Source organism: Flagellimonas alvinocaridis, from assembly GCF_004916895.1.
In the GTDB taxonomy this organism is placed as follows: domain Bacteria; phylum Bacteroidota; class Bacteroidia; order Flavobacteriales; family Flavobacteriaceae; genus Flagellimonas; species Flagellimonas alvinocaridis.
Genome location: NZ_SNTZ01000001.1, coordinates 987,701 through 1,009,519, shown reverse-complemented (window position 1 = coordinate 1,009,519; position 21,819 = coordinate 987,701). Strand labels below are relative to the sequence as shown.

Here is a 21,819-nt window from a genome sequence, read left to right as displayed (position 1 = left end):
GGAAATATTTATGGATTAATCGCCATTTTTAAGGATATTTAGTAAAATTTATCGCATGTCCTCCAATGCCAGATTAGATCGGGCCTACAAAAATGCCAAAGTCATTCCTTTTGATGACGACTCCAAGTTTATTTTATTCAGTGATTGCCATAGGGGAGACAATAGTTTTGCCGATGATTTTGCCAATAACAGAAATATTTATTTCCATGCCTTAAATCATTACTATCGAGAAGGGTTCCATTACTGCGAGTTGGGTGACGGCGACGAGCTTTGGGAAAATATTGGGTTCGATTCCATTTTTGAAGCTCACAAAAATGTGTACCAACTGCTTCGTAGGTTTCATTTGGAAAAACGTTTGCACATGATCTGGGGGAACCATGATATGGTCTATAGGGACAAAGATTATGTAGACAAGCACCTGTCTCATTATTTTGAACCTATTGATGGATCGGACAAGGCCCTTTTTGAAGGAATCACTTACCACGAAGGCCTAGTCTTAAAACATACAGAAACCGGCCAAAAACTTTTCTGTACACACGGACATCAAGCCGATTGGTGGAACTATGTGTGTTGGCGCATTGGACGTTTTTTGGTCCGTATACTCTGGAAACCCCTTCAGGTGGTTGGCATTGCAGACCCAACTAGCCCCGCAAAGAATTACAAGGAGCTCATAAGAATTGAAAAACGAATAAAACGCTGGATTCTTCGAAACAATCTTCAAATTACCATTGTTGGGCACACACATAGACCGCGCTTTCCAGAACCGGGGCAGATTCCATTTTTCAATGACGGAAGCTGTGTTCACCCCAGAAGCATTACCGGATTAGAGGTCGAAAATGGAAAGATCTCATTGATCAAATGGCATATAGATACCAAGGCAGACGGTACACTACAGATTGTAAGGGTATTACTTGAAGGGCCAGAAAAGTTGGTGGATTATATGGGCAATTAAAAAAATTACCATTTTCCGAATGCGCTTTTCAACGATTTAACTTCAATTTATCACCCTCATGGCAAGGTATTTGTTAACTTTATCATAGCCGTTTTACCCTTTTTGCTATGAAAAGACTTGTTTTTTCTTTCTTAGGTCTAGTGTTGGGAATCAGTGTTTTGCAAGCGCAATCCGATCTTCCTACCACCCGTCCATTAAAGATTGGTGAACGAAACGATTTGGACATAAAATCTAGCAATCAAGGGACACTTCTTCGCATGCCCTCAGTTCTTGACGAAAACCTTAAAGACAAAAATGACAAGCCAAGCGTGAAAATGCTTCCAGATAGGGAACTTTTACAAGCAGGGCATGATATGGTCATTGATCCAAAAGTGGGAGAAAAAGAGAAAAAAGGGTCCAAAGAACATTTTGGAGATCAATATTTGGGGGATTTTAAGACCTCTTCCAAGTTTGTGGGCATAGTGTGCCGAGATCACGAATATGTGGATGGTGATCGTATTAAAATCTATGTCAATGGAGAAGTGGTCGAGTTCAATCTTTTGCTCACTGGTTCCTTTAAAGGAATCAATGTAGATTTGGTCAAGGGATTTAATCGTATTGAGTTTGAAGCGCTCAACCAAGGCTCGTCCGGACCCAATACAGCCCAAGTCGTGGTGGCCGATGAGAAAGGCGAGGTTATCCACAACAACCGTTGGAACCTTTCCACAGGTTCTCGGGCCAGTTTGATCATCGTCAAGGAAGACGAATAATTATTCCCCCGGTTTATAGGTTCGTTTGGCCCTTTTCAATACGTCTTCTTTATAATAGGCTACATCTTTAAATTCCATATCGGCATACCGCAGTGCTTGATCATTAAAATGTGGCGAGTTGGGGTCTCCGCTCTGCCCTCCTGCCAGCATGGTCTTGGCCTTTACCCGATCACCAAACTCTACCACGGCCACAAAACTGTTGCCGCGGGTCCCATAAATCTTCTTGGTGTTGTTATCATATCGTGCCCCATAGGCCGCCAAAGCCCCCCATCTGCCACTGGCAAAACCAATGGGCATGCTAGGTTTTGTATCATCAAACGGCTGGCGGATATCCCCATTCAAACGTTGGTATCGGTTTACCTCTCCCCAAGGCATTTGCCAAGTGCCAAAATCGTTTTTCAATTGATCAAGGGTCTCTTGGAAAAGAGCCAACTTTTCTTCGTTAGGCAAACCACTGCCCCAATATTCCACCCACTGCATGGCATAGCTATCTTTTGGCCTTTCAGCTTTTGCATAGCAACGTGTTCCATAATAATGCGCCAAGGTCATGGCAACAGACTCCTTTGATGTAGTGAAATCCCACTGGCGTAAAACTTCTATAGGTTCTTTTAATTCTGGTTTTGGACGGGCATCATAGGCTTTTACCAATCCTGGAATCAAGGCCTCAAATGCCGGCAGGTAGGGGTCATGGGCCAGCTCAATTAAACTGTCCAAGGTATACCCGCTTCTATCAGTCAACAATTCAATAGCATGAACCCCTCTGAAATTTTCTTCATCCCGAGACATGTACTTGGGGTAATCTTCCCGTTTAGGACTGTATTCCAAAGCCGATGTGTAAGGGGTAGAATTACAATTTTGAATCCAACCATTCTTAGGATTCAACACCAAAATATTTTCGTCAACCGTGTGCAAACCTTGCCAATCTGTTTTGGGATTGCTTCCATCCACCGGTTGGGTAAAGTCAAAAATGGTGTCCCGTTTAGGAACAAAGTTTCCGTGAAAGTAGGCTATGTTACCCTCAGCATCGGCATAGACCGTATTGTTGGACGAATTGGTACGGATGTCCATCATCTTGCGGAATCCGTCATACCCCTCCTGTTTGGCTCTAATATAGGACTGCTCCAAGGCTTTTACGGGTTCCCACATCATGGCACTTGCCGTCCATTGGCCATCCTCCATGTGAGTGATGGGCCCGTGATGGGTCCTGTACATGGGAAAGGTCTTCTCCCTTATGGTATCCCCCTCTTTGTACTTCAGTGTTGTCTCTAGAGAATCTACAGGGCGTAGCTCCTCTCCGTAGGCATAGAAAAGCTTGCCATCATTCTTAACCAAGGTTTCCTTGAATTCATCCATCACATCAGTATAGGTTGATGTGTGCATCCATCCTGTCTTTTCATTAAACCCTTGATACACAAAAAACTGCCCCCAAGTCACCGCGCCATAGGCATTCAACCCTTCTTCGCTCACCACATGCACCTCTCCCCTAAAATAGAACGAGGTATGGGGATTGATCAAGAGCATGGCGTTGCCCGATTGCGTCAATTCCCCTGAAATTGCAATACCGTTGGATCCTTGGGGCTCTGCCATTTCCACTTCTTGTTGCTGTTTGATCAATTCCATTTCCGGAATTTCCATATCACTTTCATAAAATGCCTTGATTTTTTCTATGGAAATACGTTCAATATCCCCACCAATGGACCCTTCACTGAAATACATGGGCATCCACGGCTCAAAACGGGTCAGCAATTTGGGTTTTACTTCGGGGTGGGTATGCAGATAGTAATTGACACCATCTGCAAAAGCGTTGCACAATTCTTTCAACCATTCGGGACTATCTTCATAATTGGCCTTGGCCTCTTCCTCGGTCATGAATAGTTTGGCCCGTAGATCGCTATACAATGCTTCCTCCCCTTCCACTTCTGCCAAACGACCGATAGCCCAGATATAATTCTGTTCCACTCGGTTAAAGTCATCCTCACATTGGGCATAAAGAAGTCCAAAAACAGCGTCAGCATCTGTTTTTCCGTAGATGTGTGGCACTCCAAAATCGTCACGGATTATGGTGATATTTTCTGCTTGGGCCTGCCATTTTTCAACTTCTGATATTGGCTTTGGCGTACAGGCCATTAGAACAAAAACTATAGCTAGGATAAATGCTCTCATTTTGAGGTAGTTTGTTTATGTTGTGAAAATACAGGATTTCAATTTGATTTACCAACTGCCACTAGCCCCGCCACCTCCCGAACTTCCACCTCCGCCGGAAAAACTGCTGGAACTCCCGCCCGAACTTGATCCAAAGGAATGGGTTCCCGAAGAGGAAAAGGTCTTGCTCATGTAACTGCTGTCCGATTTTACCCATGAGAGTTTAAAATCTTCTTTCCCTTTGAACATTATTTTCAACAAAGCCAAAAGCATGGTGAAAACAAAAAAGCCAGGAAGCACATAATACAGCCATGATAGGTTTTCCATTAGTGGGTCAATATTGATATTGAGTTCCAGAAACATGGAAAGGAAAAACAGGGGCATCAACATAAAGACCAATCCAAAACCAGCTTGAAGCATCCCAAAGGGGATCATGAAAATCCCCGGTACCAAACCAAGCTTTCCAATAAAAATCCCCCTGAACATTTCAATAAGTGCCGAATACCCTTTATAGAAAACAAATCCGCCTGCAAAAACGAAGACAGAGAGAAACAAGATCATCACAATTTTTGCCCAGAGCGGCATGGCACTATCTTCTTCCATCTTTCTTTTGAATTCTTCAAGTGCCTCTGGATCAAGCAAAAATTCTATGATTTGGTCCGTGGCCAAATCCAGTCCTCCAAAATAGTCTTCCTCCTTAAATCTAGGAATCATGGTGTTCCTGATAATTCGTGATGCCACCGCGTCCGTAATATAAGGTTCCAAACCATATCCCACCTCAATGCGCACTTCACGGTCGTTTTTGGAGAACAGGATCAAGATACCGTTGTCCTTATCCTCTTGTCCCAACCGATTCTGGTTGAATGCGCCATTGGCATATTCTTCTATAGTTTCGTAGCCCAGTTCGTTTATGGTAAGAATCACCAACTGATTGGTGGTCTCCGACTCAAAACGGTTGAGCTTACTGGCCAAGGAGTTAAGCTGTTCCGGTGTAAAGATTTGGGCACTATCGGTAACTATGGCCCTTAACTGCAAATACTGATCTTGGGCCATGCCCAAAATCGATATGAAAAGAAAAAAATGGAAAAGTAATGCCTTTCTCATGTTGTGATACAAGAAAGACTAAAGATAGGGTTTTGTTCGTTTTCGGAATCCGGGTCAGCTACAGAATCAATCTTCAGCAGGGGCGAGCTCTACTTTAAGGCCGTCCAAATCTTCGGTAATATGGATTTGGCAACCCAAGCGACTGTTGTCCTTCACAAAAAAGGCCTCGGACAACATGGCATCCTCATCATCGGACTTTTCAGGAAGCTGATGGTTCGATTGCACATAGCACTGGCAGGAAGCACACATGGCCATTCCTCCGCAAATCCCTATGGTGCCCTCAGGGGCCAATTCATAGGAACGGACCACTTCCATAAGGTTCATGTTCATATCTGTTGGCGCATCCACTTCGTGTGCCACACCTTCTCTGTCAGTAATTGTAATCTTGATATCGCTCATACTCATTAAAAGGATAACTTCCCTTAGCCCAAAAAGGGCATTTCAATTCAATGTTAATCTATTGCTTTGACCACGGCTTTGGGGGCTTCTTTTTTGCTTCCATCAAAACCAGTGACCCCTCCGACCGTTGTATACTTCATTACATATTTTTTATCAGGGTGGATACGCTGATAGGCACTTTGGCACATTAATGTGGCTTCGTGAAACCCGCAAAGAATCAGTTTTAATTTCCCTGGGTAGGTATTTACATCGCCAATGGCATAAATCCCTGGCACATTGGTCTGATAATCCAAGGTATTGTCCACCTTAATGGCATTCTTCTCAATTTCGAGTCCCCAATTGGCAATGGGACCCAATTTTGGCGAAAGGCCAAAGAGGGGGATAAAAGAATCTACCTCAACATCTATATCTTGGTCCGTATCCGTATTCTTGACTGTTACTTTCTCCAGTTGATTCGCTCCATGCAAAGCCACTACCTCAGCAGGCGTAATCAGATTGATCTTCCCTTCGTTTTTGAGTTGCTGTACTTTTTCAACGGAATCCAAAGCACCTCTAAACTCGTTGCGTCGGTGCACCAAAGTGACTTCATTCGCTACATCAGCCAAAAAGATAGACCAGTCCAGTGCAGAATCACCTCCACCTGCAATCAATACCTTTTTATTCCGATAAATTTCAGGCTCCTTGATCATATAGGCCACTCCATTATCTTCATACTTGGACAGGTTTTCCAACAACGGTTTTCTAGGCTCAAAACTTCCCAGTCCACCTGCAATGGCAACTACAGGGGCTTGATGTTGGGTTCCTTTGTTGGTAGTGACCACAAAAGAGCCATCTTCTTGCTTTTCTATGGTTTCGGCCCGTTCTCCCAAAGTAAATCCGGGCTGAAAGGGCTTAATCTGCTCCATAAGATTGTCCACTAACTCCCCCGCCAATACTTCAGGATACCCAGGAATGTCATAAATGGGCTTCTTCGGGTATATCTCGGAACATTGGCCCCCTGGCTGGGGTAAGGCATCAATCAAATGGCATTTGAGTTGCAATAGGCCCGCTTCAAAAACAGCAAAAAGACCCGTAGGTCCTGCTCCAATAATGAGTATATCGGTCTTAATCATTCAACAAAAATTTTTGAGGGATGCAAATTACCACTTGCTTTGGTAAGGATTTATGATTTTTGTCAGCTAGCTCACATTGATGACTTCTTCTATTTGTGGAGCATACTTTTTTATGGTCATCTCTACTCCACTTTTGAGGGTCATTTGATTGACGCTGCAACCAATGCAATTTCCTTCTAACCGTACCTTTACGGAACTATCATTATCTATTGAGATCAATGTGATATCACCTCCATCACTTTGAAGAAAAGGTCGGATTTCATCCAAGGCTTTTTCAACATTGTTTTTGATTTCTTCTGATGTCATGCTCATTTCTTTTTGACGGCGGCACAACCAGCCATTGTTGTAATTTTTATTGCTTCAGTGGGAGGTAGGTCCGTATTTCTTCTAACCAATTCCTGTACCACATTTTTTGTAATTTCTTCAAAGGCCTCTTCAGTTGGGGTTGCCGTTTGCAATGATGCCGGTCTTCCCACGTCTCCGGCTTCACGGATACTCTGTACCAAGGGAATTTCTCCCAAAAAAGGCACTTTTAAGTCTTCAGCTAAATTTTTGGCCCCATTTTCCCCAAAGATATGGTATTTGTTGTTAGGCAGCTCTGCTGGTGTGAAATAGGCCATATTTTCCACAATTCCCAGAACCGGAACATTGATGGCCTCTTGTTGGAACATAGCTACCCCTTTTCTGGCATCGGCCAAGGCAATTTCCTGTGGGGTACTCACTACAACCGCTCCCGTTACCGGCATGGATTGCATGATACTTAAGTGGATATCACCGGTGCCTGGAGGCAAATCCAACAATAAAAAGTCCAACTCCCCCCAATGGGCATCAAAAATCATCTGATTCAATGCTTTAGCTGCCATGGGGCCACGCCAAATTACAGCTTGGTTGGGTTCTGTGAAAAAACCAATGGACAACAATTTGACCCCATAATTTTCAACGGGCTTCATTTTGGCCTTGCCATTTACGTTGACAGACAAGGGCTTCTCTGTGGCCACATCAAACATAATGGGCATGGATGGTCCATAGATATCCGTATCCAAAAGCCCTACCTTAAAGCCCATTTTGGCCAAGGTAACCGCCAAGTTTGCCGTTACCGTGGATTTCCCAACGCCACCTTTTCCTGAAGCAACGGCGATGATATTCTGGATTCCTGGTATGGGATTTCCCTTTATCTGGTTCACCTTGGGTTTGGCAGGTGCATCAACCTTTAGGTTGACCTTGATCTTGGCCTTTTCATAGACTTCGCTATGGATGATCTTCAAAATCTCCACTTCGGTCTTCTTTTTGGCCTGAAGACTTGGGTTCTTTATGGTCACGTCCACCTCAACCTCATCACCAAAGACTTGGACATTGGTCACCCCTCCGCTCTCCACAATATTTTGGCCTTCACCTGGGGCGGATATTTTTTCCAACGCTTTTAGGATATCTGCTTTTTTCAGCTTCATCAATCTTGTTTTTTCTGCAGTCGTTTGTATTGATTCTAAATTACAAAGATACGCCTTAGGCATGGATTATTGGAAGTTTGCCCATTGAAAATGAAGATGGTGGGATTGGCTCTACTTATGCCTTTTTTTAGCCCAATTCCTTGATAGGGTCCCAAAAATATTTTTGAAAATCCACAATCTGGTTTTCCTTGACCTGGATGCCTTCATTTTCCAAAAGCTGTTGCATGAGGTTGGTCCCACCAAAATGGTGTTTTCCCGTTAGCACTCCCACACGGTTTACCACTCGGTGCGCAGGCACATCCTTTGCCGCGGAATTGTTCATGGCCCAGCCCACCATTCGGGCACTTCGGGTGGCACCCAAATATTTGGCAATAGCCCCATAGGAGGTGACCCTTCCATATGGAATCTGTTGGGCCACTTCGTATACTTTATCAAAAAAGTTCTCCTCTTCCATATCAGTTATAAAAAATCCGGATCAAGGTTATTACCAATAGTACGAGCATGAGTGCACTCAAAATGTAGTTCGAATTCTTTGAAAATCGATTGGTCTTGGTCTCCAGCTTATCAAAATAGAAGGTGTACAGGTATAGCACGGAAAAGGTTCCGGCACCAGCAGCCACAACAAATGTAGTGATGTCCTGGGCCTCGAATTTTATCCATCCGGCTTCGTTCCACATGGCATTGAGCCCGCTGTAGTAGGGTATGGTCAACAAATTCAATGCAGCCAACAACACACCTTTGTAAAAACTGTTCTTTTTACTGACTTTTACCTTTTGCATTTTTTTGGCTTTCTTTCTCTTGGCCGTAATAAAAAAGAAGACGGCAAAAAAGGCAAATACCACCAAGGCAATTTTCAGCAGAAGATCTATCACTTCTGGATTTCTATATAAAAACTTGGAAATGAGCACGGCAACATATGCCTGTACCATAATCATTGAGGAAACGCCCAAACTAAACACAATGCCATTTAATTTTCCTTTTTCCACACTGGTTTTTGCAGCATTCATATTGAGCAAACCCGGTGGCACCGTAGCCATGAAGGCTGCCGAAAATGTGGCAAAAAAGAGGATTATGATATGGGTCATTGGTTAGTTGATCCTAAACTGGATATAGGTAATCGGTTTTCCTGCTTCAAGATACTGATTTTCGTAAAATGTCTGTATTTCCAAAACTTCTGGTGGACTTCCTTCGTTTCGGTACACATCGTGATTGGCATAGCAGATTTCATGTCCCATCCCTTGCAAAAGCCCCAAAGTGTAGCCATGCATATATTCACTATCTGTCTTCAGGTGAACAACCCCTTGGGGTTTAAGAATCTGTTTGTATTTCTTGAGAAACATGGGGTTGGTAAGCCGGTGTTTGGTGCGTTTGTATTTTATTTGGGGGTCGGGAAAGGTTATCCAGATTTCGTCCACTTCGTTTTCCCCAAAAAGTTGATCTACCAACTCAATTTGGGTACGCAGAAAGGCTACATTCTCCAATTCTTGTTCCAGCGCAGACTTGGCTCCCCGCCAAAACCGGGCTCCTTTGATATCGACCCCAATATAATTTTTATTTGGGCTTCGTTGGGCCAAACCAACCGCGTATTCCCCTTTTCCACAGCCCAATTCCAATACAATGGGATTATTGTTCTTAAAAAAGGTGTGCCATTGACCTTTCAGACCAAATCCTTCCAAAACCTCGTCCCGTGTAGGCTGGACCACATTGGTAAAAGTCTCGTTTTCCTTGAACCGTTTTAGTTTATTCTTACTTCCCACCGCTTACAGATTGAGCAATAATTTAATGTTTTGGCAAAACTAAGGAAATCCGCAAGCAATATGGATTTTGTTTTTTTGCATTTATGCAAAGTTCCAAACGCATCTTAGTGGCCCCATTGAATTGGGGATTGGGTCATGCCACACGTTGCATTCCCATTATTCAGGCTTTATTGGACCACGGCCATCAGCCTTTTATTGCTTCGGATGGGGTTGCCCTCTCCCTTTTGCAGAAGGAATTTCCAGGATTGCCTTCTTTTGAATTGCCTTCCTACAAAATTACCTATGCTGAAAAAGGAAAGAATTTTAAGATCAAAATGATCTGGGATTCACCCAAAGTACTCAAGGCCATGGCCAAGGAAAAGAAGGCCGTAAAACAATTGGTCAAGGAGCATGGGCTGGACGGTATTATTTCTGACAACCGCTTGGGGGCATTTTACAAAAAGGTGCCCTGTGTTTTTATCACCCACCAACTTAATGTGCTTTCTGGAAACACCACGTGGATGAGTTCCAAGGCCCATCAAAAGATCATAAAGAAATTCAATGCCTGTTGGGTGCCCGATGTGAAGGATAAGCCCAACCTAACCGGGAAACTGGGTCATTTAAAAAAATCCAAGTTGAACATCAAGTATTTGGGTCCGTTGAGCCGTTTTGAAAAAACAAACGATTCAATCTTATACGACCTTATGGTGCTATTGTCCGGTCCAGAGCCTCAAAGAACTTTTTTAGAAGAAAAACTGTTGTCCGAACTTCTAGGTTTTGAGGGAAATATACTTTTTGTAAAGGGAAAGATTGAGGAATCCCAGACCAAAGAAGAGCTGCATACATCCAATGGTTCGATCCTGTTGTATAATTTTATGCAATCCCGAGAGCTTCAAACTGCCTTGAACCAAAGTGCCAAAGTCTTATGTAGATCGGGGTATACCACTGTCATGGATTTGGCCAAACTGGAAAAAAAGGCCTTTTTTATTCCAACCCCAGGTCAATATGAACAAGAATATCTGGCTAAACGATTGGAAAAACACGGATTGGTCCCATACAACATCCAGGAGAATTTTGTTTTGGAGGACTTAAACCGAATGGATGAATTTGAAGGATTGACCCAGTTTGAATCCGAAGTTGACTATGAAGATTTGTTTTCGGTCTTTTTCTCCATCGTAAACGAAAATTCCGACCCGATCCCTTCTTCGCTCTCCACATAGATTTTTTCACCGTGGGCTTCAATAATGTGTTTTACAATGGAAAGTCCCAGTCCTGAACCGCCTTCACTGCGGCTACCGCTCTGGTCTACTCGGTAAAACCGTTCAAAAAGTCTAGGAATGTGCTGTCTTGGTATTCCTTCGCCATTATCGGTGACCCTGATAATAACTTTGTTCTTAATAAGGTTTTCCACACTAACCTCAGTTGTACCTTTGGGAGAGCCGTACTTAATGGAGTTGACCAGTAAGTTGCTGATGACTTGCTGCATTTTCTCCCTATCGGCATTTACATAAATAGAGTTGGGATACTCCATATCAAAGGTTAGTGTAATTTCCTTTTGGGCCGCTTTCATTTCCAGAAGGTCAAACACATTTTGGATAAGCTCGATCACGTCAAAGTTTTCACGATCCAATTTGAGTTCGCCCACTTCCAACTTCGTGATCAAATCCAAATCTTTTACGATGTAGATCAAGCGCTCCACCCCCTTGTTGGCCCTTTGAAGGTATTTTTCCCTGATCTTCTTGTCCTTCATCGCTCCATCCAGCAGGGTAAGGATGTAACCTTGCACGGTAAAGAGGGGTGTTTTAAGCTCGTGTGATACATTACCCAAAAAATCCCTCCGATATTCTTCCCTTATTTTAAGGGTGTCAATCTCAATTTTTTTCCCTTCTGCAAATTTTTCTATCTCTTCGGTGAGGGTTTTCATGTCCGTAGTGACCGGTTTGGAAGAAAAACTTGATGACTCCAGCAAGGAAACATCATCATAGATTTTTTTGATACGTCTGTATATGAACCGTTCCACCCTAATCTGGAGCACAGCAAAACAGATAACAAAACAAACCAATGCAAAAGCCAGGGTGTGCAACCACAACATTTGCCCATTAAGAATCTGGAAGGCAATAATTGATATGGTGGTAAATATGGTGATAAGCAGGGATGACCGTAAGGCAAACTTATAGGATTTCCTTAATTGTATGGCCATTATAGAACAAACTTATACCCTACTCCCTTTACGGTTTTAAAGTGATGATCGCCTATTTTTTCACGTAGCTTTCTGATGTGCACATCTATGGTACGGCCACCAACAACCACCTCGTTGCCCCAGACCTTATCCAAAATGACCTCTCTCTTAAAAACCTTGCTAGGTTTGGAGGTCAAAAGTGATAAGAGTTCAAACTCTTTTCTAGGCAGTACAATTTCTTCCCCATCATTGATGATCTTATACTCTTCCCGGTTGATGACGATGTTGCCCACCTTAACAATCTCCTCAACTTCTTTCTTTTCTTCTTTAAGTCTTCTTAGGAGCGCCTTGACCTTGCTTACCAAAACCTTTGGTTTTATGGGTTTGGTAATGTAATCATCTGCTCCTGCATCAAAACCGGCCACCTGGGAATAGTCTTCACCACGAGCCGTAAGGAAAGTGATGATGGTATCCTCCAGTCCTGGGGTGTTGCGAATTACCTCGCAGGCTTCAATACCGTCCATTTCGGGCATCATAACGTCCATGATGATCAAATGCGGGTTTTTCTTTTTGGCTTTTGCCACAGCCTCTACGCCATTTTTTGCGGTAAAGACTTCATAGCCCTCAGAAGAAAGGTTGTAGCTTACAATTTCCAGAATATCAGGCTCATCATCAACAAGTAAAATCTTAATATCCTTCGTTTTCATGGGATGGTATTTCAAGGTTAATCGCCCAAATGTAAAGATAATACTATAATGCCATAAATGCTTAACGTTGATTTAATCTCCTAACATTATTGTAACAGTTTTCGAATAAACACTTAACACACAGCTAACATCGCTTTTACAGCCTGTGGCGTTCTTTGCGCCAAATACTTAGCTGATAATGAAATATTTTTTACTGATTTTAACGCTTGCCGTTTCCATGCAGGCGGTAGCACAGCAAACCACTGGAAGTATCGTGGGTAAGCTGACTGACAAAGAGCTTAATGATGATCCTTTGGCCTTTGCAAATGTACTTATTAAAGGTACCACAATGGGTACCACTTCAGATTTTGATGGTCTCTATGAGATTTCAAGTGTTGAGCCTGGAATCTACACGTTGACCTATAGCTATTTGGGCTACGAAACCGTTGAAATTCCAAATGTGGAAGTAATTGCCGGTAAAGTAACCAGTGTAAACGTTCCCATGAGCGCATCTTCCGGGTTGGCCTTGGATGAAGTGGTAATCACAACTGTTGCTCGAAAAGACTCTCAAACGGCACTATTATTAGACCAAAAAAGAGCAGTTACGGTAGTCGAAAGCATTGGTGCGCAAGAGCTCGGCGATTTGGGTATCTCCGATGCCAAAACCGCAACAACCAAAATTTCCGGAGTAACAGAAAGCGAAGCTTCAGGTGACATTTTTGTTAGAGGCCTAGGTGACAGATACCTATCAACAACATTGAATGGCCTACCCATACCATCGGATAATGTGGATAGGAAAAACATAAACTTAGGTTTGTTCCCTACAAGGGTTATCCAAAACATTAGTATTAGTAAAACCTATTCAGCCAGAACCTCAGCAGATCAAGCTTCTGGTAATATCGATATTGCCTCCAGAGAACTTGCTGGAACTTCAGAGTTGAGCATAGGTGTTTCTGGTGGTTTAAACACTTCCGTTTATCAAGACGGGGTCAATGACAACTTTTTAGTTTCCCCAAATTTGGATGACGAAACCACATTTGGCTTTTATGATTCAAATAGAACGCTTGTTCAACAATTGACTGAGCAATCTTGGGATCCGGCTACCAAAGAAAACCCATTGAATTATGGGTTAAACCTAACCTTTGGTAAAAAACTTTTTGACAATAAGCTTTCTTTCATTCTAACAGGTTCGCATAATGAAAGCTTCAGACATAATGAAGGTGTCTATCAAATCTTGGAGTATGGTTTTGTTCAAGTAGGCGCATCTGACTATACAACATATGAGTCAGAAATCACCAATACGGGGTTACTGGATTTAACCTATTATATAAACGACAAGAACAAGATAAAATCCACCACCACTTTTCTCAACACATTAAAAGATGAAGTTGTAGAATTTGGTAGAAACGGCGAGGCACAGGTTAGTGATGATACAGGAGCTTTTGGAAGTTTTGGGATTCCCTTGGAATTTGTAAGAGATCAAAACACCAAACAAACCAGATTGTTGGTCACACAGCTTTTAGGTGAGCATAAGCTTTTCGAGAACAATCAATTGACTTGGGCAGGTGGTTATAATTTGCTTAATGCCGATGAACCTAACCGAATCAGAAACCAAGTATTCTTTGATGCTGCCCCAGAAACTTCCGTGGCACTAAACTCACAAGGTGGTTTTAATCAAAGAAAAGCCGCTCAATTGATTGAAGATATTGAATACAACGGTTACATAAATGATGTAATCAATATTATTAATGAAGAGGGTGAAGAAGGCGAATCCAACAAAAAGTTTGATGCTGAACTAGGCGTTTTCTATCGAAACAAAGAGCGTGATTTCAGCTCTGAGTTTGTTGGGGTTACAGAATCCAACAGTGTTGATAGGTTTAGCACAAGAACGAATAGCCTGGACAATTTAAACGGAATCCTAAATACGCAAAATTTTGCCAACGGTTCATTGCAAGTTGTTCGGTTAAGTGCAAACTCCAACGGTGAAACAAAAGATATCTATACCGGGGAATACACCTCGAAAGCCGCTTATGTCAATTTTAATGTCCAGTTGAACAAAATTGGAATAAATACAGGTATCAGGTTTCAAAAAGATGAAATATTCGTCAGTTATGATGTGGGTGGTAGTGGTACAAGGATTGTTGGAGATACTCAACAAGATTATTCCAACTTTTATCCAAGCTTGAATCTAAAATACTCCATTAATGACAAGCATGCGTTAAGGTTTGCAGCTAGTAGAACCATCACGCTTCCCGAATTCAAAGAAATAGCCCCCTTTAGGTATGTTGCCCCTTCTGGGCAAGAAGTCACCGGTAATGCAGATAACCTTACTGCGTCCTTTACAAATAATTTTGACCTCAAATGGGAATTTTTTCCTACCAACGATCAGTTGATTTCCTTAGCGGTTTTCTACAAGGACATTACAGACCCTATCAACAGAACCACACAGCGTGGGGGGGAAAGTATTTGGACTTATGAAAATACAGGAGAAAAAGCTGAGGTTTATGGAATTGAGTTGGAAAGCAAAATCAACCTCATCAAGCCCACCTATGATGAAGTAAATGACGTTGATTCAGGTATTGATTTAAGTCTTGTGTTCAATACTACCCTAATGCACCATGAACAAGATTTGAAACTTGTTCTTACAGAGGATGGGGCCAGCGCTACAGACTTCTTCAGATTTGGAACCAATACTTCTACTGGTTTGCAAGGAGCATCCGACTTTATTGTCAACACAAACTTGAACCTTAAAACTGCTGGTGAAAATCCATTTGGTGCATCGCTTAACGCTAATTACGCTTCGGACAAAATCTTTGTTTTGGGTAGTGCCGAAGGATTCAACATATATGATTATTCCTATAATGACAATATCGTTGAAAATGGGTTTGTAGTCTTAAATGGTAGACTAAGTAAAGATATTGGTAAACATTGGCAGCTTTCCTTAACTGGACAAAACCTATTGAATCCAGAAATCAAAAGAACTCAAGGTGTTCTGGACAACCGAAATGAAATTCGAAATTTTTCATCTGATATAAATGAACGTTTGGGGCCAAACGCGCCACAAAGAATTATCCGTACCGAAACGGTAAGATCCTATAAACTGGGCAGCACTGTAAGCCTGGGTGTAACCTATAATTTTTAACTAAATATAAACCTGTAACCATAATATTTTAAACTTCAAAAACCCTAATTATGAAAACGAAAATCTTTAAACTTTCAATAGCCTTAGCAGCTGCATTTGCGCTCGTACTCACGGGTTGTAGTAGCGATGACGGTGGCCCCGCTGGCCCAACATGTTCCGATGGCATTCAAAACGGCACAGAAACAGGCGTGGATTGCGGTGGTACTTGTGGCGCTTGCCCTGTTGAAGCAACATGTGATGATGGTATTCAAAACGGTGATGAAACGGGAGTAGATTGCGGTGGTTCTTGTCCAAATGCGTGTACAGATGCCTCAGACTTGACCTCCATCAGTCCCATTACAGAGGATTTGGAACTTGACCCTTCTATCGCCTATACCTTAGACGGAGCGGTAAGCGTTGAGAATGGTGCTAAGTTAACTATTCCTGCCGGTACCACTATTACAGCTACGGCTGCATCCGGTGATGAAACCGAGACATACATTGTAATCCAAAAAGGTGCTTCCATTGACATCCAAGGGACTGCTGCCGATCCTGTAGTAATGACTTCCAATAATCAAACTCCAGGAGACTGGGGTGGTTTGGTAATCCTTGGTGATGCTACCACTACCAAAGGCACCGATGCTACCGCAGAGGTTGGTGAGTTCAAATATGGTGGTTCCAACGATACGGACAACTCTGGTACCATCAACTATTTGATCATCAACTACGCCGGGGCCCAAATCAATCCAGAATCCCAATACAACGGCCTTACACTTTATGCTGTTGGTTCCGGAACAACAATCAGCAATGTTGCGTTGTTAAATGGTACTGATGACGGTGTTGAGTTCTTTGGAGGAACAGTTTCTGCTTCCAACTTCTACTTGGAAAATAACCAAGACGATGCCATTGATTGGACGGAAGGATGGAACGGTACGTTGACCAATGCTTATGTATTGCATACCGAAGCAGGATTCTCTACTGCTGTTGAAGCAGATGGTGACAACAACATGCCAACTTTAGAAAACTTGACAGTTTTGTCAACAGTAGGAGGTACCGCACTTCAGTTCAAAAAAGAGTCTGGTGCAACTATCACTGGTCTTTCCATATCTGGTTACGAAACTATCTTGGACTTTAGGGATGGTGGCGCTGTTTCCAACGTACAGATTGAAGGCGAAGATTCCGATCCAAATGAACTATATGCCAACTTGGCAACTGTTGACATTAACATGTTCTCTTGGGCAACAGGTGAAGACATTACCACTTCAGCAAACCTTAAGGGAAGTGTTACTTCAGATTTGACTTTGGATGCCTCAACTGCATATACTTTGCAAGGAACTTTGAGCGTTGAATCAGGTGCTACTTTGACTATCCCTGCTGGTACCACTATTACCGCCGATGTACAAGCTGCAGGTGCAACAAGTACTTACATTGTAGTACAAAAAGGTGGTATGATCGATATCCAAGGAACCGCTGCCAATCCAGTTGTTATGACATCTAGCGGTGAAACTCCTGGTGATTGGGGTGGTTTGGTCATCGCCGGAAATGCCACAACTACCAAAGGTACCGATGCAGTTGCAGAAGTAGGTAACATTATTTATGGTGGTTCCAACGATACTGACGACTCAGGTTCTATTGATTACTTGATCATTAACTACGCTGGTGCGCAGATCAACTCTGAATCTCAATACAACGGTCTTACACTTTATGCTGTAGGTTCTGGAACTTCCATCAGCAACGTTGCCGTATTGAACGGTGCAGATGATGGTGTTGAGTTCTTTGGAGGTACCGTTTCAGCATCCAACTTCTACTTGGAAAACAACCAGGACGATGCTATTGACTGGACAGAAGGTTGGAACGGAACTTTGACTGATGCTTATGTACTTCATACTGAAGCTGGTTTCTCTACTGCTGTTGAAGCGGATGGTGATAACAACATGCCAACTTTGGAAAACTTGACCTGTGTTTCCAGTCAAGGTGGTACCGCATTACAATTCAAAAAGGAATCTGGTGCTGCAATCACTGGTCTTTCTTTAAGTGGATATGAAACCAACGTTGACTTTAGGGATGGTGGTGCCACTACCAACGTTACTGTTGACGGCGTAACCATCGATGTGGATGCCGCTTATGATAATCCAGCAACAGTAGATGTAACCATCTTTGATTGGGCAACCAATTAAGAAAATGCTCTTGACATAATAACCTACAAGCCCCTTGATATTGTCAGGGGGCTTTTTTTTGCATTTCATCGAAAAAAGAAACACTAATCGTTGAACGGTCCCACCATCGCAAGCATATTTTTTTATATTTGTGGCACAGCCTTTGTTATCAATACTTTATGAAGCACTTTTACCTTGTAATTCTATTTTTTGTCTGCGCTATTGGGTTTTCTCAGGAAAATGCAAAGGCAAGCTCGGATATAGAAGGGTTTAAACTCTATCCAAACCCTGTTACACAAGGAAAAGTCTTTATAGAAACAGCCTATAACGCACCCAAACAAATCCTTATTTTTGATGTTCTGGGTACCCAAGTGCTACAAACCACAATTATAGGTCAAGAACTCAATCTTTCGCGTTTGGACAAGGGCGTTTACATCCTCAGGGTTTTTGAAAACAACAAAGTGGCCACTAGAAAGCTAATAGTCAAGTGATTTTGACTGTTTTAGCCCGCTGACAAGGTCATAAACCACAGTTTTTCCTGCTTTACCAACACAAAGTGCCATTTCACAACATTTTATGGCCCTTTTCTACTGGTTTACATACTTTTACATTGCATACCCCAAATCAGCATTCATGAAGAAACTCTACTTTGTTCTCATTATGGCTTTACCTATATTCACCTACGGTCAGGAATTGGTCAGTGTAAACACAGAGCCCGCACAAGAGCTTCAGGGTTTTAAAATGTACCCTAACCCCGCTTATGGCGAGGAAGTCTATATTACCACAGAATCCAACGGGACCAAACAAATAAAAGTGTTCGATGTTTTCGGAGAAGTGGTTCTTACCGATAGAATCGCAACCAACACTTTAGACATATCCAGGTTGGTTCCAGGGGTCTACGTACTCCAAGTAACCGAACAGAAAAAAACCATGACCCGAAAACTGGTCGTGAAGTAAAATATACACTTTAAAAAGCTCTCTTACCAAAGGGCTTTTTTATTTTTGGGTACTTTTACGGCCCAATGGACAACACGGATATCCAACAGCTATTTTCCATCCAAGATTCCAATGAATTTGATTCCTTGGCCATGGAAATTTTTCAATTTCAATATAGAAACAATCCCATTTACACAGATTATTGCAATCATTTGGGGAGAACTCCCATAGAGGTCGATCACATATCCCAAATTCCTTTCCTGCCTATTGATTTCTTCAAGACCAAAACCGTAGTTACTGACCAAAAAAAACCGGAAACCGTATTTGAGAGCAGTGGTACCACCCAAAATACGACAAGTAAACATTACGTGGCCGATCTAAGCTTGTACGAACGTAGTTTTTTGGAAGCCTTTACATTGTTTTACGGCCCTGTGGAGGAATTATGTATTCTGGCCTTATTGCCATCTTATTTGGAGCGAAAAGGTTCGTCGTTGGTCTACATGGTCAATGAGCTGGTATCCCGTTCACAACATCCCAACAGTGGATTTTATCTGTACAATCTTCAAGACCTCCATCAAAAACTGAAAGCGCAGGAGGCTTCTGGTTCCAAAACCTTATTGATCGGTGTCTCTTTTGCCCTGTTGGATTTAGCGGAACAATTTCCCATACCCTTAAAACATACCACCATTATGGAGACCGGTGGAATGAAAGGAAAGCGCAAGGAATTGATTCGTGCCGAACTACATGACATCCTAAAAAATGCCTTTGGGGTTCCCAGTATACATTCTGAATATGGGATGACAGAACTCTTATCCCAAGCCTATTCCCAAGGTAACGGCATTTTTATGGCTCCTCCATGGATGAAAATCTTGACACGGGACACGGAAGATCCACTAAGCAATCAATCTCATGGAAAAACAGGTGGAATCAACGTAATTGATTTGGCCAACCTTCATTCGTGTTCCTTTATAGCTACCCAAGATTTGGGTAAAACCTACGCCGATGGGTCTTTTGAAATTTTAGGCAGGTTTGACCATTCAGATGTTCGGGGATGTAATTTAATGGCACTTTGATGGGAAAACAACAAAATCCTTCGATCCACACATAAATACAAACCTCTTATATATCCATTCTTAATGGTTTTCAAAGTTTTATGTAATTTGATTGGAATAATCAAACAAACCAACAATTATGGATAGAAATGCATTCTTAAAAAGAAGTGCCCTTTCTGCTGCCGCACTTGCATCATTACCCTCGTTTGCCCATTTTTCTTCAACATCGAAAAAAGAGAATGATCCCTTGAGCCCAAAAATCGTGCGCAAGGATGAAGGCAAGAAGGTGAACGTTATCGGAGACCAACAAACCTTTAAACTAACCGGTGAAGACACCAATGGCATGTTTACATTGATTGAGGAAGTGAATCCACCGGGCACCATGATCCCACCCCATGTACATACCAACGAAGATGAAATATTCAAAGTTTTGGAAGGCGAACTGGAAGTCACCGTTGGAGGTGAAACCACTGTTTTAAAAGCAGGCGACCTTGCTTTTGCCCCTAAAAATGTACCCCATACTTGGAAAGTAGTGGGCAATCAAGATTGCCGAACCATTCTAAGCGTTTTCCCTGCAGGACTGGAGCATATGTTCGAAGAGTTGGGGAAACTGCCCCCAGGACCCCCTGATTTTGCCAAAGTGAGTGAAATCTGTGGGCGTTACGGAATATCCTTCATCGCCTAAAAACAAGGGCCATCTTAAAAGATGGCCCTTGTTTTCTATTCCACTACCATGACAAAGTAGTTTTTCTTACCCCTTTGGAGCAATACAAATTTGTTGTTGATCAAATCGGCCTCGGTAATTAGGTAATCTTCCTTAACCTTTTCCTTGTTCACTGAAATGGAATTTTGTTTAAGCTCCCTTCTGGCTTCACCATTAGATCCCAAGAATTGGGTTTTTGCGGCCAAGGCACCGATCATATCCAAACCAGAAGTTATCTCTTCTCTTGATACTTTCGCTTGTGGAACTCCTTCAAAGACATCCAAGAAGGTCTTTTCGTTCAACTTTTTTAAATCTTCTGAAGTGGATTTTCCAAACAAAATATCACTGGCCTTTATGGCATTGTCCAAATCTTCTTCGGAATGCACCATAATAGTGATTTCCTCTGCCAATTTCCTTTGAAGGGTTCTTAGGTGGGGGGCTTCTTTATGCTCGGCCACCAAATCTTCAATTTCTTGTTGGTTCAAGAAGGTAAATATTTTGATATACTTTTCAGCATCTTCATCCGAAGTGTTCAACCAATATTGGTAGAACTTGTAGGGAGAGGTTCGCTCAGCATCCAACCAAACGTTTCCGCCTTCGGTCTTGCCAAATTTGGTCCCATCTGCCTTGGTTATCAGAGGACAGGTCAAGGCAAAGCCTTTTCCATTGCCAATACGCCTTATCAATTCTGTTCCCGTGGTAATGTTACCCCACTGATCGCTCCCGCCCATTTGAAGCGTACAATCGTGTGCACGGTAAAGGTGCAGAAAGTCGTACCCTTGTACCAATTGATAAGTAAACTCAGTAAAAGACATTCCCTCCTTGGCATCGGCCGAAAGTCGTTTTTTAACCGAATCCTTGGCCATCATGTAATTAACTGTGATATGTTTTCCAACATCCCGAATAAACTCCAAGAATGAAAAATCTTTCATCCAGTCGTAGTTGTTCACCAAAACGGCTGCATTGGGCACATCGCTTTCAAAGTCCAAAAACCGACCCAACTGTGCTTTTATGGCCTCTTGATTATGTCTGAGTGTTTCCTCATCCAATAAATTTCGTTCTGCGGATTTACCGGAAGGATCTCCTATCATTCCTGTTGCTCCTCCCACAAGCGCATAAGGCTTGTGTCCTGCCAATTGAAAGTGTTTCAACATCATCACCCCCACCAAATGTCCAATGTGCAGGGAGTCCGCTGTAGGATCAATCCCCACATATGCAGCCCGCATGGCTTCCATTAGATGCTCCTCCGCTCCCGGCATTACATCATGTATCATTCCCCTCCATTGCAATTCCTGAACAAAATTCTTCTTCATGATCTACTTTTAGAATAGCTGCAAATATAAA

At 42.5% G+C, this 21,819-nt stretch carries 21 protein-coding genes; 9 read left to right on the top strand and 12 right to left on the bottom strand.

The window, feature by feature from the left end:
• Positions 1 to 55 precede the first annotated feature (55 nt).
• Together EZV76_RS04600 and EZV76_RS04595 are read left to right on the top strand one after the other, a co-directional pair.
• Entirely contained in the window at positions 56 to 952 is an 897-nt protein-coding gene (locus EZV76_RS04600; RefSeq protein ID WP_136565391.1) for a metallophosphoesterase family protein, read from the top strand.
• Between the two features lie 107 nt (positions 953 to 1,059).
• Positions 1,060 to 1,701: a hypothetical protein gene (locus EZV76_RS04595; protein WP_136565390.1), complete on the top strand. Its 642-nt coding sequence runs from the start codon at positions 1,060 to 1,062 to the stop codon at positions 1,699 to 1,701.
• Here the strand turns inward: EZV76_RS04595 and EZV76_RS04590 are convergent, their stop codons facing one another.
• The 9 genes from EZV76_RS04590 to trmB form a co-directional block, all read right to left on the bottom strand.
• Positions 1,702 to 3,864: an acylase gene (locus EZV76_RS04590; RefSeq protein ID WP_136565389.1), complete on the bottom strand. Its 2,163-nt coding sequence runs from the start codon at positions 3,862 to 3,864 to the stop codon at positions 1,702 to 1,704.
• Positions 3,865 to 3,912: 48 nt separating this feature from the next.
• A complete protein-coding gene (locus EZV76_RS04585) occupies positions 3,913 to 4,896 on the bottom strand; it encodes a TPM domain-containing protein (protein ID WP_236640856.1) in 984 nt (327 codons plus the stop codon).
• A gap of 117 nt (positions 4,897 to 5,013) precedes the next feature.
• Positions 5,014 to 5,346, bottom strand: a complete 333-nt coding sequence (locus EZV76_RS04580; RefSeq protein ID WP_136565387.1) for a 2Fe-2S iron-sulfur cluster-binding family protein — start codon at positions 5,344 to 5,346, stop codon at positions 5,014 to 5,016.
• Positions 5,347 to 5,399: 53 nt separating this feature from the next.
• Positions 5,400 to 6,458: an NAD(P)/FAD-dependent oxidoreductase gene (locus tag EZV76_RS04575; RefSeq protein ID WP_136565386.1), complete on the bottom strand. Its 1,059-nt coding sequence runs from the start codon at positions 6,456 to 6,458 to the stop codon at positions 5,400 to 5,402.
• 66 nt (positions 6,459 to 6,524) lie between these two features.
• On the bottom strand, positions 6,525 to 6,764 hold the full coding sequence (locus EZV76_RS04570; RefSeq protein WP_136565385.1) for a NifU family protein: 240 nt from the start codon (positions 6,762 to 6,764) through the stop codon (positions 6,525 to 6,527).
• Between the two features lie 2 nt (positions 6,765 to 6,766).
• Positions 6,767 to 7,906, bottom strand: coding sequence for an Mrp/NBP35 family ATP-binding protein (locus EZV76_RS04565; RefSeq protein WP_136565384.1), 1,140 nt, complete (start codon positions 7,904 to 7,906; stop codon positions 6,767 to 6,769).
• 127 nt (positions 7,907 to 8,033) lie between these two features.
• Positions 8,034 to 8,360, bottom strand: a complete 327-nt coding sequence (locus EZV76_RS04560) for an MGMT family protein (protein ID WP_136565383.1) — start codon at positions 8,358 to 8,360, stop codon at positions 8,034 to 8,036.
• 1 nt (position 8,361) lies between these two features.
• Positions 8,362 to 8,991, bottom strand: a complete 630-nt coding sequence (locus EZV76_RS04555; RefSeq protein ID WP_136565382.1) for a LysE family transporter — start codon at positions 8,989 to 8,991, stop codon at positions 8,362 to 8,364.
• 3 nt (positions 8,992 to 8,994) lie between these two features.
• The gene (gene trmB / locus EZV76_RS04550) at positions 8,995 to 9,663 is read right to left on the bottom strand and encodes a tRNA (guanosine(46)-N7)-methyltransferase TrmB (RefSeq protein WP_136565381.1); all 669 of its coding nucleotides are present in this window, start codon (positions 9,661 to 9,663) and stop codon (positions 8,995 to 8,997) included.
• An 83-nt stretch (positions 9,664 to 9,746) separates the two neighbouring features.
• On the opposite strand from trmB, the gene EZV76_RS04545 reads away from it, so the two are divergent.
• Complete coding sequence (locus EZV76_RS04545) at positions 9,747 to 10,862, top strand: glycosyltransferase (RefSeq protein ID WP_136565380.1); 1,116 nt, start codon at positions 9,747 to 9,749, stop codon at positions 10,860 to 10,862.
• On the opposite strand, the gene EZV76_RS04540 is transcribed toward EZV76_RS04545, so the two are convergent.
• Together EZV76_RS04540 and EZV76_RS04535 are read right to left on the bottom strand one after the other, a co-directional pair.
• Positions 10,784 to 11,842: a sensor histidine kinase gene (locus EZV76_RS04540; protein WP_136565379.1), complete on the bottom strand. Its 1,059-nt coding sequence runs from the start codon at positions 11,840 to 11,842 to the stop codon at positions 10,784 to 10,786. The genes EZV76_RS04545 and EZV76_RS04540 overlap by 79 nt on opposite strands.
• Positions 11,842 to 12,528: a response regulator transcription factor gene (locus EZV76_RS04535; RefSeq protein WP_136565378.1), complete on the bottom strand. Its 687-nt coding sequence runs from the start codon at positions 12,526 to 12,528 to the stop codon at positions 11,842 to 11,844. Before EZV76_RS04535 ends, EZV76_RS04540 begins: the two co-directional genes overlap by 1 nt.
• A gap of 178 nt (positions 12,529 to 12,706) precedes the next feature.
• Between EZV76_RS04535 and EZV76_RS04530 the strand changes: the two genes are divergently transcribed.
• The 6 genes from EZV76_RS04530 to EZV76_RS04505 all read left to right on the top strand — a co-directional run bounded on the left by EZV76_RS04530 (position 12,707) and on the right by EZV76_RS04505 (position 20,457).
• Positions 12,707 to 15,649 (top strand): TonB-dependent receptor, encoded by a 2,943-nt coding sequence (locus tag EZV76_RS04530; protein ID WP_136565377.1) that lies wholly within the window; start codon positions 12,707 to 12,709, stop codon positions 15,647 to 15,649.
• Positions 15,650 to 15,699: 50 nt separating this feature from the next.
• A complete protein-coding gene (locus EZV76_RS04525; RefSeq protein WP_136565376.1) occupies positions 15,700 to 17,805 on the top strand; it encodes a beta-helix domain-containing protein in 2,106 nt (701 codons plus the stop codon).
• Positions 17,806 to 17,963: 158 nt separating this feature from the next.
• Positions 17,964 to 18,275, top strand: coding sequence for a T9SS type A sorting domain-containing protein (locus EZV76_RS04520; protein WP_136565375.1), 312 nt, complete (start codon positions 17,964 to 17,966; stop codon positions 18,273 to 18,275).
• 142 nt (positions 18,276 to 18,417) lie between these two features.
• Positions 18,418 to 18,741: a T9SS type A sorting domain-containing protein gene (locus EZV76_RS04515; RefSeq protein ID WP_136565374.1), complete on the top strand. Its 324-nt coding sequence runs from the start codon at positions 18,418 to 18,420 to the stop codon at positions 18,739 to 18,741.
• Between the two features lie 65 nt (positions 18,742 to 18,806).
• Positions 18,807 to 19,793, top strand: coding sequence for an acyl transferase (locus tag EZV76_RS04510; RefSeq protein WP_136565373.1), 987 nt, complete (start codon positions 18,807 to 18,809; stop codon positions 19,791 to 19,793).
• A gap of 118 nt (positions 19,794 to 19,911) precedes the next feature.
• A complete protein-coding gene (locus tag EZV76_RS04505; protein ID WP_136565372.1) occupies positions 19,912 to 20,457 on the top strand; it encodes a quercetin 2,3-dioxygenase in 546 nt (181 codons plus the stop codon).
• Positions 20,458 to 20,492: 35 nt separating this feature from the next.
• On the opposite strand, the gene tyrS is transcribed toward EZV76_RS04505, so the two are convergent.
• Complete coding sequence (tyrS, locus tag EZV76_RS04500) at positions 20,493 to 21,788, bottom strand: tyrosine--tRNA ligase (RefSeq protein ID WP_136565371.1); 1,296 nt, start codon at positions 21,786 to 21,788, stop codon at positions 20,493 to 20,495.
• Positions 21,789 to 21,819 lie beyond the last annotated feature (31 nt).